This is a genomic window from Nonomuraea jabiensis (assembly GCF_014204795.1).
In the GTDB taxonomy this organism is placed as follows: Bacteria; Actinomycetota; Actinomycetes; order Streptosporangiales; family Streptosporangiaceae; genus Nonomuraea; species Nonomuraea jabiensis.
Genome location: NZ_JACHMB010000001.1, coordinates 8,598,069 through 8,611,453, shown reverse-complemented (window position 1 = coordinate 8,611,453; position 13,385 = coordinate 8,598,069). Strand labels below are relative to the sequence as shown.

At 71.1% G+C, this 13,385-nt stretch carries 9 protein-coding genes; 8 read left to right on the top strand and 1 reads right to left on the bottom strand.

Annotation, left to right across the window (positions count from 1 at the left end; genetic code table 11):
- Positions 1–17 precede the first annotated feature (17 nt).
- Positions 18–1,655 (top strand): choline dehydrogenase, encoded by a 1,638-nt coding sequence (betA, locus tag HD596_RS39200; protein ID WP_185074508.1) that lies wholly within the window; start codon positions 18–20, stop codon positions 1,653–1,655.
- Between the two features lie 49 nt (positions 1,656–1,704).
- Here the strand turns inward: betA and purU are convergent, their stop codons facing one another.
- The gene (purU, locus tag HD596_RS39195) at positions 1,705–2,568 is read right to left on the bottom strand and encodes a formyltetrahydrofolate deformylase (RefSeq protein WP_185074507.1); all 864 of its coding nucleotides are present in this window, start codon (positions 2,566–2,568) and stop codon (positions 1,705–1,707) included.
- A gap of 222 nt (positions 2,569–2,790) precedes the next feature.
- Between purU and HD596_RS39190 the strand changes: the two genes are divergently transcribed.
- The 7 genes from HD596_RS39190 (at position 2,791) to HD596_RS39160 (ending at position 13,375) form a co-directional block, all read left to right on the top strand.
- Complete coding sequence (locus tag HD596_RS39190; protein ID WP_185074506.1) at positions 2,791–4,251, top strand: aldehyde dehydrogenase family protein; 1,461 nt, start codon at positions 2,791–2,793, stop codon at positions 4,249–4,251.
- Positions 4,252–4,275: 24 nt separating this feature from the next.
- Positions 4,276–5,334 carry a quaternary amine ABC transporter ATP-binding protein gene (locus HD596_RS39185; protein ID WP_185074505.1) on the top strand — a complete coding sequence of 353 codons (1,059 nt, stop codon included), beginning with the start codon at positions 4,276–4,278 and terminating at the stop codon, positions 5,332–5,334.
- Positions 5,334–7,331, top strand: coding sequence for an ABC transporter permease subunit (locus tag HD596_RS39180; protein WP_185074504.1), 1,998 nt, complete (start codon positions 5,334–5,336; stop codon positions 7,329–7,331). The genes HD596_RS39185 and HD596_RS39180 overlap by 1 nt, the downstream gene beginning before the upstream one ends.
- Before the next feature lie 27 nt (positions 7,332–7,358).
- The gene (locus tag HD596_RS39175; RefSeq protein WP_185078988.1) at positions 7,359–8,330 is read left to right on the top strand and encodes an ABC transporter substrate-binding protein; all 972 of its coding nucleotides are present in this window, start codon (positions 7,359–7,361) and stop codon (positions 8,328–8,330) included.
- A 163-nt stretch (positions 8,331–8,493) separates the two neighbouring features.
- The gene (locus HD596_RS39170; RefSeq protein ID WP_185074503.1) at positions 8,494–10,896 is read left to right on the top strand and encodes a GcvT family protein; all 2,403 of its coding nucleotides are present in this window, start codon (positions 8,494–8,496) and stop codon (positions 10,894–10,896) included.
- A 14-nt stretch (positions 10,897–10,910) separates the two neighbouring features.
- Entirely contained in the window at positions 10,911–12,167 is a 1,257-nt protein-coding gene (glyA, locus tag HD596_RS39165; RefSeq protein WP_185074502.1) for a serine hydroxymethyltransferase, read from the top strand.
- Positions 12,164–13,375 carry a sarcosine oxidase subunit beta family protein gene (locus tag HD596_RS39160; protein WP_185074501.1) on the top strand — a complete coding sequence of 404 codons (1,212 nt, stop codon included), beginning with the start codon at positions 12,164–12,166 and terminating at the stop codon, positions 13,373–13,375. Before glyA ends, HD596_RS39160 begins: the two co-directional genes overlap by 4 nt.
- The last annotated feature ends 10 nt before the right edge of the window (positions 13,376–13,385 follow it).

The window sequence follows — 13,385 nt, the reverse complement described above, 5'->3', positions numbered from 1 at the left end:
GAGCGAGACGAGGCACCATGACGTCACATCAATACGACTTCGTCATCGTCGGAGGCGGCTCGGCCGGCAGCGCGCTGGCGAACCGGCTCTCCGCGGACCCTGCCACGCGAGTGCTCGTCCTGGAGGCGGGCCGACCGGACTACCCGTGGGACGTGTTCATCCACATGCCCGCGGCCCTGCCCTTCCCCATCGGCAACCGCTTCTACGACTGGCGCTACGAGTCGGAGCCCGAGCCCCACATGCACGGCCGGCGGATCTATCATGCTCGCGGCAAGGTGCTCGGCGGCTCCAGCAGCATCAACGGCATGATCTTCCAGCGCGGCAACCCGCTGGACTACGAGCGGTGGGGCGCCGATCCCGGCATGAAGAGCTGGGACTACGCCCACTGCCTGCCGTACTTCAAGCGCATGGAGAACTGCCTGGCCGACCCCGGCACGCCGTGGCGCGGCCACGGCGGGCCGCTGGTGCTGGAGCGCGGGGCGGCGAGCACGCCGCTGTACGACGCGTTCTTCGAGGCGGTGCAGCAGGCCGGCTACCCCCTGACCGACGACGTGAACGGCTACCGCCAGGAGGGCTTCGCCCGCTTCGACCGCAACATCCGGCGCGGGCGCCGGCTCAGCGCCGCCAGGGCGTACCTGCACCCGGTCATGAAGCGGCCCAACCTGACCGTCAAGACGCGCGTGCTGGTGACGAAGGTCATCTTCGACGGGACGAGGGCCGTCGGCGTCGAGTTCGACGGCGGCCGGGTCCGCGCGGGCGAGGTCATCCTGTGCGGCGGCGCGATCAACTCGCCGCAGCTGCTGCAGCTGTCCGGGATCGGCAACGCCAAGGAGCTGCGCGAGCTCGGCATCGACGTCGTGCACGACCTGCCGGGCGTGGGCGAGAACCTGCAGGACCACCTGGAGGTCTACATCCAGCACGGCTGCCGCGAGCCGATTTCCATGCAGCCGAACCTGCGGAAGTGGCGCCACCCCTGGATCGGCGCGCAGTGGCTGTTCCTGCGCGGCGGGCCCGGGGCGACCAACCACTTCGAGGCGGGCGGCTTCGTCCGCAGCAACGACGAGGTCGACTACCCCAACCTGATGTTCCACTTCCTGCCGCTGGCCGTGCGCTACGACGGCTCGGCGCCGGCGGGCGGGCACGGCTACCAGGTGCACGTCGGGCCCATGTACTCCGACGCCCGCGGTTCGGTGAAGATCAAGAGCGCGGATCCGCGGCGGCATCCCGCGCTGCGCTTCAACTACCTGTCCACCGAGCAGGACAGGCGCGAGTGGGTGGAGGCCGTCCGGGTGGCGCGCAGGATCCTCGGGGCGCCGGCGCTGGCCGCGCTCAGCACGGGCGAGGTGTCGCCCGGGCCGTCCGTGGAGACCGACGAGGAGATCCTGGACTGGGTGGCCAAGGACGGCGAGACCGCCCTGCATCCCTCGTGCACGGCCAGGATGGGCGTGGACGCGATGTCCGTGCTCGACCCGGACACGATGCGGGTGCACGGCGTCGACGGGCTGCGCGTGGTGGACGCCTCGGCCATGCCGTACGTGACGAACGGCAACATCTACGCGCCGGTCATGATGCTGGCGGAGAAGGCGGCCGACCTCATCCTGGGCAACACGCCGCTGCCGCCCCAGACGACCGAGTTCTACCGCCACCGGGCATGACGCGAGGGCGGTGGGGGCACTCCCCCACCGCCCTTTCGTGCGCGGAACGTCAGCGGAAGACGACCGTGCGGTCGCCGTTGAGCAGGACGCGCTGCTCGCTGTGCCACTTCACGGCCCTGGCCAGCACCTGTGCCTCCACGTCGCGGCCGGCCGCGACCAGGTCCTCGGGGTCGAGCTCGTGGTCCACCCTGGCCACGTCCTGCTCGATGATCGGCCCCTCGTCCAGGTCGGCCGTGACGTAGTGCGCGGTCGCCCCGATGAGCTTCACGCCGCGCTCGTGCGCCTGGTGGTACGGCTTGGCGCCCTTGAAGCCCGGCAGGAAGGAATGGTGGATGTTGATGGCCCGCCCCTCCAGCCGCTTGCACAGGTCGTCGGAGAGGATCTGCATGTAGCGCGCCAGGACCACCAGCTCCGCGTCGCACTCCTCGGCCAGCTCCAGGATCCGCGCCTCGGCCTCGCCCTTGGTGGCGGCCGTGACGGGCACGTGGTGGTACGGCACCCCGTACGAGGCGGCCAGCGGCTCGAGGTCGGGGTGGTTGGAGACGATCGCGGGGATCTCGATGTTGAGGGCGCCCACCTGGCGGCGGTAGAGCAGGTCGTTCACGCAGTGCCCGAACTTCGACGCCATGACCAGCGTGCGGGTGGGCGTGGCCGCGTCCTTCAGCTGCCAGTTCATCTGGAAGGAGTCGGCGACGTAGGTGAACCCCTCGCGCAACCGCTCGATCTCGTCCTGCGCGGCGAAGTGCACGCGCATGAAGAAGCCGCCACCCTTGCGGTCGTTGAACTGCTTGCTCTGCAGCATGTTCCCGCCGTGCTGGACGAGGAAGCTGCTGACCGCGTACACGATGCCCGGCTTGTCGGAGCAGGACACCGTGAGGATGAACTCGCGGCCAGGGTCGGGACGTGGGGACATCACACCCTCCCGGTGTTGCGTATGACGCAAAGAAGAGATTTATACGCAACAGACTGAGGGCAGGGAACTACCACGTCAAGGGGCAAGAAGGTCAAACCTCATCACAACGTATGTATTTGGCCAGTGATTCCAGCAAACCCTTGACGAATGCTCGAAGACGAGTCAATCCTGTTCCTCATTAAGCAGTGCCTTGCGCGATACGCAACTATCGAGGGTGTGCCGATGACCGAGCTCTACATCGCGGGCGCGTGGACCAGGCCACTCGCCGGTGGTCAGCGGCGCATCCACTCGCCCGCCGACGGGAGCCTCGTGGCCACCGTGGCCGAGGGGACGGCCGCGGACACCGAGGCGGCGATCGCCGCGGCCCGGCGCGCCTTCGACACCGGCTCCTGGCCCGCGACGCCGGCCCGCGAGCGCGGCGCGCTGCTGTACAAGGTAGCCGACCTGCTGGAACGCGACCGCCACACCTTCGCCCGCGCCGAGTCGGGCGACACCGGCAAGCGCCTGGTGGAGAGCGAGTACGACATCGACGACTGCGTGGCCAGCCTGCGCTACTTCGCCGGCGTCGCCGGCACCGACGCGGGCCGGGTCGTCGACACCGGCCGCGACGACGCGATCAGCCGGATCGTCCACGAGCCGATCGGCGTCTGCGGCCTCATCACGCCGTGGAACTACCCCCTGCTCCAGACCACGTGGAAGGTCGCCCCGGCGCTCGCCGCGGGCAACACGTTCGTGCTCAAGCCGAGCGAGCTGACCCCCAGCACGGCCATCCTGCTGATGCGCGCGCTGGCCGAGGCCGGGCTGCCGGACGGCGTGGCCAACCTCGTGCTCGGCACCGGCCCGGAGGTGGGCGCGCCGCTGGCCGAGCACCCGGACGTGGACATGGTCTCCTTCACCGGCGGCCTGGCCACCGGGCGGCGCGTCATGGCCGCCGCCGCGGCCACCGTGAAGCGGGTGGCGCTGGAGCTGGGCGGCAAGAACCCCAACATCGTCTTCGCCGACGCCGACTTCCACACGGCCGTCGACTTCGCGCTCACCGCGGTGTTCCTGCACTCCGGCCAGGTCTGCTCGGCCGGCGCGCGCCTGCTGGTGGAGGACTCCCTGCACGACGCGTTCGTGGACGAGGTCGTACGGCGGGCCGAGCGGATCCGCCTGGGCGGCCCCTTCGACCCGCACGCCGACACCGGCCCGCTCATCTCCGCCGCGCACCTGGCCAAGGTCGCGGAGTACGTGGCGGCGGGCCTGGCCGAGGGGGCCGTGCTGCGCTGCGGCGGGCGCCGCCTCGACGGGCCCGGGCACTTCTACCGGCCCACCGTCCTGGACGAGTGCAAGCAGGACATGCGCGTCGTGCGCGAGGAGTCCTTCGGCCCCGTCCTGACCGTCGAGCGCTTCACGAGCGAGGACGACGCGGTCCGCCTGGCCAACGACACCGAGTACGGCCTGGCCGGTGCGGTCTGGACCCAGGACGCCGGCAGGGCGCAGCGGGTCGCGGGCCGGCTGCGGCACGGCACGGTGTGGATCAACGACTACCACCCCTACGTGCCGCAGGCCGAGTGGGGCGGCTTCAAGCAGTCCGGCAACGGCCGCGAGCTCGGCCCGACCGGCCTGGACGAGTACCGCGAGATCAAGCACGTCTGGCAGAACATCCGACCGCGCCCACAGCGGTGGTTCCCAGAGAACTGACGCTCCGACGACGAAGAGGTGGTCATGACCGTCCCGTCACTGACCGAAAGCAGACCGCTCAACACCGAGGCACCCCCCATTCTCGACGTCCGAGGCCTGTGGAAGGTGTTCGGCCCCAAGGCCGGCCGCGTGGTCGGCAGCGCCCTGAGCCGCGCGGAGCTCAAGGAGCAGACCGGCTGCGTCGCCGCGGTCCGCGACGTCTCCTTCTCGGTCCGGCGGGGCGAGGTGTTCGTCGTCATGGGCCTGTCGGGCTCGGGCAAGTCCACCCTGGTGCGCTGCCTGACCCGGCTGATCGAGCCCACGGCGGGCGAGATCGTGCTCGACGGCGAGGACATCCGCACGGCCGACGCCCGCAAGCTGCGCGAGCTGCGCAGGCACCGGATGGCGATGGTCTTCCAGCACTTCGGGCTGCTGCCGCACCGGTGCGTGCTGGAGAACGTGGCCTTCGGGCTGGAGATCCGGGGCACCCCCAAGAAGGAGCGCTACGAGCGGGCCCGCGAGGTGCTCGGGCTGGTCGGGCTGACCGGCTTCGAGAACTCCTACCCCGACCAGCTGTCCGGCGGCATGCAGCAGCGCGTCGGCCTGGCCCGCGCGCTCGCGGCCGACCCCGAGGTGCTGCTGTTCGACGAGCCGTTCTCCGCGCTGGACCCGCTGATCAGGCGCGAGATGCAGAACGAGGTCATCCGCCTGCACCACGAGGTGGGCAAGACGATGGTCTTCATCACCCACGACCTGAGCGAGGCGCTCAAGCTGGGCGACCGGATCCTCATCATGCGCGACGGCGAGCTGGTCCAGGTCGGCACGCCCGACGAGGTGGTGGGCGCGCCCGCCGACGAGTACGTGGCCAACTTCGTCAGCGACGTCCCGCGCTCGCACGTGCTGACGCTGTCGTGGGTCATGCGCCCGCCGCTGGACGGCGAGCCGCTCGACGGGCCGGAGCTCGGCCCCGACGTGGTCATCCGCGACGCGGTGCACGCCGTGCTGTCGGCCGACCGCCCGGTGCGCGTGGTCCGGGACGGCGGCCTGCTCGGCGTGGTCACCAGCGCGGAGATCCTCGAAGTGATCGCCGGAGGGCAGCACTGATGGCGGCCGTCACGGCGGTGGCGGCCAGGCTGCACAAGCTGCCCGACCGCAGGCTGCTGCTGGCCCTGGTCGTCGCGGCCTGGGTGGTGGGCTGGGCGGTGTTCGGCGGGCGCGACACCCAGCAGCTGGGCGGCGCCGAGCTGACGCCGCTGCACCGCGACCTCAGCCAGGCCATGGACGTCATCGACGACAGCCGCAACACCAACCCGTTCTTCCTCTACTTCATCAACTACATTCGGCTCTTCCTGGACGACGCGGTGACCTTCGTCCAGGCGCTGATCAGCCAGCCGTCCTTCGGCCGCCCCCTGCCGGTGCTGGGCTGGCTCGGCGTGGTGGCGATCGCCACGGCCGTCGCCCTGCTGTACGGCAACAGGAAGGTGGCGGCGCTGGCGGCCGCGGGCTTCCTGTCCTTCGGCCTGCTCGGGCTGTGGCAGGAGAGCATGGACACCCTCGCCCTCACGCTGACGGCGGTCGCGCTGTCGCTGGCCGTGGGCATCCCGCTCGGGATCTGGGCGGGGCTGAGCGACCGGTTCCTGCGGCTGGTCACGCCGGTGCTCGACTTCATGCAGACGATGCCGACGTTCGTCTATCTGGCGCCGCTGACGCTGTTCTTCCTCATCGGCCCGGCCAGCGCGACCGTGGCCACGATGATCTACGCGGTCCCGCCGGCCATCCGCATCACCGCGCACGGCATCCGGCAGGTCTCCCCCGAGACGATGGAGGCGGGCGCGTCGCTCGGCGCCACGCCCACGCAGGCGCTCAGGCACGTGCGGCTGCCGATGGCCAAGCAGACGATCATCGTGGGGGTCAACCAGACCATCATGGCGGCGCTGTCCATGGCCACCATCGCGGCCCTGATCGACGCGCCCGGCCTGGGCAAGACCGTGCTCAAGGCGCTGCAGACGCTGGACGTCGGGACCGCCTTCAACGCCGGCCTGGCGATCGTGATCATGGCTGTGGTGCTCGACCGGGTGACCTCGGCCGCCAGCCGGCGGGTGGAGGAAGAACGGCGCGCGGGCCGGCTGCGTTCCGCGCGGTGGCGCCGCATAGAGGTGGCGGGCGTGCTCGGGGTGGCGGCCGTGCTGGCGTACCAGTCGTACACCTACCTCTGGGCGGCGGACTTCCCCATCGAGGCCAACGTCGGCTCCTACGTGCGCCAGGCCGCGGACACTGGCAGCGCCTGGGTGCAGGACAGCCTCGTGACCTACACCAACGCGCTGAAGAACGCGCTCACCAACGGGCTGCTCAACCCGTTCGAGGCCCTGCTGACCGGCTCCCCCTGGTGGCTGGTCTGCCTGGTGGCGGTCGCCGTGGCCCTGCTGGTGGGCAGCGCGCGGGCCGCGCTGGTCACCGCCGTCGGGCTGCTGGTGGTGCTGGCGCTCGGGCTCTGGCAGGACAGCATGGTGACGCTGGCCTCCACGCTGGTCGCGACCATCCTGGTGATGGTGCTCGGAGTGGTCGCCGGCGTGTGGATGGGCCGCAGCGACCGGGCCGACACCCTGCTGCGTCCCGTGCTCGACGCGGGGCAGACCATGCCCGCCTTCGTCTACCTGGTGCCCATCCTCGGCCTGTTCGGGCCGACGCGGTTCACCGCGATCATCGCCGCCGTGGTCTTCGCCGCACCGGTGGCGATCAAGCTGGTGGCCGAGGGCATCAGGCGGGTCTCGCCCACCACGGTGGAGGCGGCGACCTCGGCCGGGGCGGGCACCTGGCAGCTGATCTCCAAGGTGCAGCTGCCGATGGCGCGCAGCGGCGTGACGCTGGCCGCGAGCCAGGGACTCATCTACGTGCTCTCGATGGTCGTCGTGGGCGGCCTGGTGGGCGCGGGGGCGCTCGGCTACGACGTGGTGGCCGGGTTCTCCCAGCACGAGCTCCGCGGGAAGGGGCTGGCCGCCGGGATCGCGATCGTCGTGCTCGGCATCGTGCTCGACCGTGTCATGCGCGCCGCCACGCAGCGGGCAAACGCCGCCGCCCACGGAGGGCCGGCGCGGAAATAACAGGAAACACAGGAGGACCAGGTGGCGATGTCGACAAGCGGCAGGATCAGGGCGCTCGCGCTCGTGACCGGCGGCGGCCTCCTGCTCAGCGCGTGCAGCGGAGCGAAGGTCGGCGAAACCCAGCAGGCGGCCGCGGGAGGCGGCACGGCGTGCGGCACGTTCAACCTCGCGGTCAACCCGTGGGTGGGCTACGAGGCCAACGCCGCGGTGATCGCGCACGTCGCGGAGAAGAACCTCGGCTGCAAGGTGGTGAAGAAGGACCTGAAGGAGGAGGTGTCCTGGCAGGGCTTCGCCACCGGGGAGGTCGACGCGGTCGTGGAGAACTGGGCCCACGACGACCTGAAGAAGAAGTACATCGACGAGCAGAAGGTCGCCGTCTCGGCCGGGCCGACCGGCAACAAGGGCGTCATCGGCTGGTTCGTGCCGCCGTGGATGGCCAAGAAATATCCCGACATCACCAATTGGAAGAACCTCAACAAGTACGCCTCGCTGTTCAAGACCTCCGAGTCCGAGGGCAAGGGCCAGCTGCTCGACGGCGACCCGTCCTTCGTCACCAACGACGCGGCGCTGGTCAAGAACCTCGACCTGGACTACAAGGTCGTCTACGCGGGCAGCGAGACGGCACTCATCACGGCCTTCCGGCAGGCGGAGAAGCAGCAGACGCCGCTCATCGGCTACTTCTACGACCCGCAGTGGTTCCTGTCCGAGGTGAAGCTGGTCAAGGTCGACCTGCCCGCCTACACCAAGGGGTGCGACGCCGACGCGGCCAAGGTGGCGTGCGACTACCCGCCGTACGAGCTGGACAAGATCGTGAGCAGGAGGTTCGCCGACTCGGGCAGCCCCGCCTACACCCTGGTCAAGAACTTCACCTGGACCAACGACGACCAGAACCTCGTGGCCAGGTACATCGCCGAGGACAAGCTGACGCCCGAGGAGGCGGCCGCCAAGTGGGTCGCCGCCAACCCCGACAAGGTCAAGGCCTGGCTCCCCGCGACCTGACCGCTCCCGCGCCGTGCGCCCGGCCCGATCGTCCTGCCGCGATCGGGCCGGGCGTACGTGTGCGGTCAGCGTACGGAATGCCTCTTGACACCCGGAATGCGGCGAGCGACGCTTGTTGCGGAAAGCGCGTTTAGTTGCATATACCGCAACAACGGAGGTGGCTATGACGGGCCCGAGCGTGGTCATCATCGGCGCGGGCGTGGTCGGCGCGGCCTTGGCCGACGAGCTGTCCGCCCGAGGCTGGACCGACGTCACCGTCGTCGACCAGGGGGACGTGCCCGCCACCGGCGGGTCCTCCTCGCACGCCCCCGGCCTGGTCTTCCAGGTCAACGGGTCGAAGACGATGACCGAGATGGCCCGTTACACCGCGCAGAAGTTCGTCGAGCTGGACAGCTTCCTGCAGGTCGGCGGGCTCGAGGTGGCCACCGGCCCGGAGCGGCTGGCCGAGCTGCGCCGCAGGCACGGCTGGGCGGTCGCGTGGGGGCTCGAGGCCCACCTGCTCACGCCGCAGGAGTGCGTCGCCAAGCACTCGCTGCTGGACGAGGCCAAGGTGCTCGGCGGGCTCTACGTCCCGACGGACGGGCTGGCCAAGGCGGTCAAGGCGGTGGACGCCCAGCTGGCCAGGGCCCGGGAACGCGGCGTGCGGGTGCTGCCCAGGCACGAGGTGCTCGACATCAGGATCCAGGACGGCAAGGTGTGCGCGGTGGTGACCGACCACGGCGACCTGCCCGCCCAGGTGGTCGTGTGCTGCGCCGGCATCTGGGGCCCGAAGGTGGCCCGCATGGCCGGCATGGAGCTGCCGCTCACCCCGCTGGCCCACCAGCTCGCCTGGACCGGGCCGGTGCCTGGGCTGGCCGGCCAGACCGAGGAGGCCACCCGGCCGATCCTCCGCCACCAGGACGCCGACCTCTACTACCGCGAGCGCTTCGACACGCTCGGCATCGGCTACTACGGCCACCGGCCGATGCCGATCACCGCCGACGAGATCCTGCCGGTGGACGAGGCCGAGGTGATGCCGTCGGTGCTCACCTTCACCCCCGACGACTTCGCCGACGCCTGGGAGGAGACCCGGGCGCTGCTGCCCGACACGCAGAAGGCGGAGATCGAGTCCGGCATCAACGGGCTGTTCTCCTTCACCACCGACCACCTGCCGCTGATGGGGCAGTCCCCCGACGTCGAGGGCTTCTGGGTGGCCGAGGCGGTCTGGGTCACCCACTCCGCGGGCGTCGGCCGGGCGATGGCCGAGTGGCTGGTCGACGGCCACTGCTCCACGTTCGACCTGCACGAGTGCGACGTCAACCGGTTCGAGCCGCACCAGCTCGCGCCCGACTACGTGCGCGAGCGCGGCTGCCAGAACTACGTCGAGGTCTACGACATCATCCACCCGCTGCAGCCGATGGAGCACCCGCGCCCGCTGCGGCTGAGCCCCTTCCACCCGCGCCAGCGGGACCTGGGCGCCGTCTTCCTGGAGGCCTCCGGCTGGGAGCGCCCGCAGTGGTACGACGCCAACGCGCCGCTGCTGGACGGGCGCGACATCCCCACGCCCGGCCCGTGGGCCGCGCGGTACTGGTCGCCGATCGTCGGCGCCGAGGCGCAGGCCACCCGCGAGGCGGTCGCGCTGTACGACATGAGCGCGCTCAAGCGGCTGGAGGTCAGCGGCCCCGGCGCGCCGGCGTTCCTGCAGCGGATCACCACCGGGGACGTGGACAAGTCGGTCGGCTCGGTGACGTACTGCCTGCTGCTCGACACCGACGGCGGCATCCGCAGCGACGTCACCGTGGCCCGGCTCGGCCCCGACCGCTTCCAGCTGGGCGCCAACGGCAACCTGGACCTGGACTGGCTGGAGCGGCACCGCCCGGCCGACGTGTTCATCCGCGACATCACCGCCGGCACCTGCTGCGTGGGCGTGTGGGGGCCGAGGGCCCGCGACCTGGTCCAGCCGCTGACCGGCATCGACCTGACCGCGCTGAAGTACTTCCGCGGCGCCCGCGGGTTCGTCGGCAACGTGCCCGTCACCATGCTGCGCCTGTCCTACGTCGGCGAGCTCGGCTGGGAGATCTACACCACCGCCGACATGGGGCTCAAGCTCTGGGACACGCTCTGGTCCGCGGGCCGGGAGCACGGCGTGCTGGCCGGCGGCCGCGGCGCCTTCACCAGCCTGCGCCTGGAGAAGGGCTACCGCTCCTTCGGCACCGACATGACCTTCGAGCACGACCCGTACGAGGCCGGCCTCGGCTTCGCCGTCAAGCTGGACAAGGGCGACTTCGTCGGCCGCCGGGCGCTGCTGGAGCGCAAGGAGTCGGTGCGCAGGAAGCTCACCTGCCTGCTGACCGACGAGGTCGTCATGGGCAAGGAGCCGGTCTACGACGGCGAGCGGGCCGTCGGCTACGTCACCAGCGCCGCCTACGGCTACACCGTCGGCCGCGGCATCGCCTACGCCTGGCTGCCCGCCTCGCTCGCGAGCCCCGGCCAGGCCCTGCACATCGGCTACTTCGACCAGCGCGTCCCGGCCCTCGTGGCCGAGGAGCCGCTCTTCGACCCGGCGATGACCCGGCTGCGCGGTTAGGGAAAGGACCTCATATGATCGACACCCCCCTGGACGTGGTGGACCCTGAGGTCCACGCCCTGATCGGCGCCGAGCTGGCCAGGCAGCGCTCGACGCTGGAGATGATCGCCTCGGAGAACTTCGCGCCCGCCGCCGTGATGGCGGCCCAGGGCTCGGTGCTCACCAACAAGTACGCCGAGGGCTACCCTGGCCGGCGCTACTACGGCGGCTGCGAGCACGTGGACGTGATCGAGCAGATCGCCATCGACCGGGTCAAGACGCTGTTCGGCGCGGAGGCGGCCAACGTGCAGCCGCACTCGGGAGCCCAGGCCAACGCCGCGGCGATGGCCGCGCTGCTGGAGCCCGGCGACACCATCCTCGGCCTCGACCTGGCCCACGGCGGCCACCTGACGCACGGGATGCGCATCAACTTCTCCGGCCGCCTGTACCACGTGGTCGCCTACCACGTGCGCGAGAGCGACCACCTGGTGGACATGGACGAGGTCGAGCGCCTGGCCCGCGAGCACCGCCCCCGGCTCGTCATCGCCGGCTGGTCGGCCTACCCGCGGCACCTGGACTTCGCGGCCTTCCGCCGGATCGCCGACGAGGTGGGCGCGTACCTGATGGTGGACATGGCGCACTTCGCCGGGCTGGTGGCCGCCGGGCTGCACCCTTCCCCCGTGCCGCACGCGCACGTCACGACCACGACCACGCACAAGACGCTCGGCGGCCCGCGCGGCGGGGTGATCCTGTCGACGGAGGAGCTCGCCAGGAAGATCAACTCCTCGGTCTTCCCCGGCCAGCAGGGCGGCCCGCTGGAGCACGTGATCGCGGCCAAGGCGGTCTCGTTCAGGATCGCCGCCGGGGAGGCGTTCAGGGAGCGGCAGCGCCGCACGCTGGAGGGCGCCCGCATCCTGGCCGACCGGCTGCTGGCGCCCGACGCGGCGGCCGCGGGCGTGAAGGTGCTGACCGGCGGCACCGACGTGCACCTGGTCCTGGTCGACCTGCGCGAGTCCGCGCTGGACGGCAAGCAGGCCGAGGACCGGCTGCACGCGGCCGGGATCACGGTCAACCGCAACGCCGTGCCGTTCGACCCGCGACCGCCCATGGTCACCTCGGGCCTGCGGATCGGCACCCCGGCGCTGGCCACGCGCGGCTTCGAGGCGGCCGACTTCGCGGAGGTCTCCGACGTCATCGCCACCGCGCTGGCACCGGAGGCCGACCTGTCGTTCCTGCGCGACCGGGTCGAGGTCCTGGCCGGCAAGCATCCGCTGTACGGAGAGGCGCGATGAACCCGCCCGAGCACCCCGAATGGCTGTGGGGCGCCGCCGAGCCCAGGCGCTCCTACGACGTGGTCATCGTCGGAGCCGGCGGGCACGGCCTGGCCACCGCCTACTACCTGGCCAAGAACCACGGCATCACCGACATCGCGGTCCTGGAGCGGGGGTGGCTGGCCGGCGGGAACATGGCCCGCAACACCACGATCATCCGCTCCAACTACCTGTGGGACGAGAGCGCCGGAATCTACGAGCACGCGCTCAAGCTGTGGGAGGGCCTGGAGGAGGAGCTCGGCTACGACCTGCTGTTCAGCCAGCGCGGCGTGCTCAACCTCGCCCACAGCCTCCAGGACGTACGCGACAGCGTGCGCCGCGTCGAGGCCAACCGGCTCAACGGCGTCGACGCCGAGTGGCTGGACCCCGAGCAGGTCCGCGAGGTGTGCCCGATCGTGGACATCTCGCCCGGCGTGCGCTACCCCGTGCTCGGCGCCACCTTCCAGCCCCGCGCCGGCATCGCCAAGCACGACCACGTGGCCTGGGGGTACGCCCGCGCCGCGGCGGCACTCGGCGTGGACTTCATCGAGCACTGCGAGGTCACCGGGCTGCGGGTGAGCGACGGCCGGGTCACCGGCGTGGAGACCACCCGGGGCACGATCTCGGCCGGCCGGGTCGCGCTGTGCGCGGCGGGCCACACCTCGGTCGTGGCCAGGACCGCGGGGATCGACCTGCCGCTGCAGAGCCACCCGCTCCAGGCGCTGGTGTCCGAGCTGCTCGAACCCGTGCACCCGACGGTCGTCATGTCCAACGCCGTGCACGTCTACGTCAGCCAGGCGCACAAGGGCGAGCTGGTCATGGGCGCCGGCATCGACGCGGCCAACTCCTACCGGCAGCGCGGCGCCTTCCACATCATCGAGCGGCAGATGGCCGCCGCGCTGGAGCTGTTCCCGATCTTCGCCCGCGCGCACGTGCTGCGTACGTGGGGCGGCGTGGTGGACGTCTCGCCCGACGCCTCGCCGATCGTCGGCCTGACCCCGGTCGAGAACCTCTACCTCAACTGCGGCTGGGGCACCGGAGGCTTCAAGGCGACGCCCGGCGTCGGCTGGTGCTTCGCGCACACGGTGGCCAACGACGAGCCGCACCCGCTCAACGCCCCCTTCTCCCTTGACCGATTCACCACCGGGGCGCTCGTGGACGAGCACGGCGCCGCCGCGGTCGCGCACTGAGGAGCCGCCG

What these genes read in the sequence shown, in the direction of transcription:
- betA (WP_185074508.1), top strand. Translation starts at nt 18, where the DNA reads ATGACGTCACATCAATACGACTTCGTCATCGTCGGAGGCGGCTCGGCC.
- purU (WP_185074507.1), bottom strand. Translation starts at nt 2,568, where the DNA reads ATGTCCCCACGTCCCGACCCTGGCCGCGAGTTCATCCTCACGGTGTCC.
- HD596_RS39190 (WP_185074506.1), top strand. Translation starts at nt 2,791, where the DNA reads ATGACCGAGCTCTACATCGCGGGCGCGTGGACCAGGCCACTCGCCGGT.
- HD596_RS39185 (WP_185074505.1), top strand. Translation starts at nt 4,276, where the DNA reads ATGACCGTCCCGTCACTGACCGAAAGCAGACCGCTCAACACCGAGGCA.
- HD596_RS39180 (WP_185074504.1), top strand. Translation starts at nt 5,334, where the DNA reads ATGGCGGCCGTCACGGCGGTGGCGGCCAGGCTGCACAAGCTGCCCGAC.
- HD596_RS39175 (WP_185078988.1), top strand. Translation starts at nt 7,359, where the DNA reads ATGTCGACAAGCGGCAGGATCAGGGCGCTCGCGCTCGTGACCGGCGGC.
- HD596_RS39170 (WP_185074503.1), top strand. Translation starts at nt 8,494, where the DNA reads ATGACGGGCCCGAGCGTGGTCATCATCGGCGCGGGCGTGGTCGGCGCG.
- glyA (WP_185074502.1), top strand. Translation starts at nt 10,911, where the DNA reads ATGATCGACACCCCCCTGGACGTGGTGGACCCTGAGGTCCACGCCCTG.
- HD596_RS39160 (WP_185074501.1), top strand. Translation starts at nt 12,164, where the DNA reads ATGAACCCGCCCGAGCACCCCGAATGGCTGTGGGGCGCCGCCGAGCCC.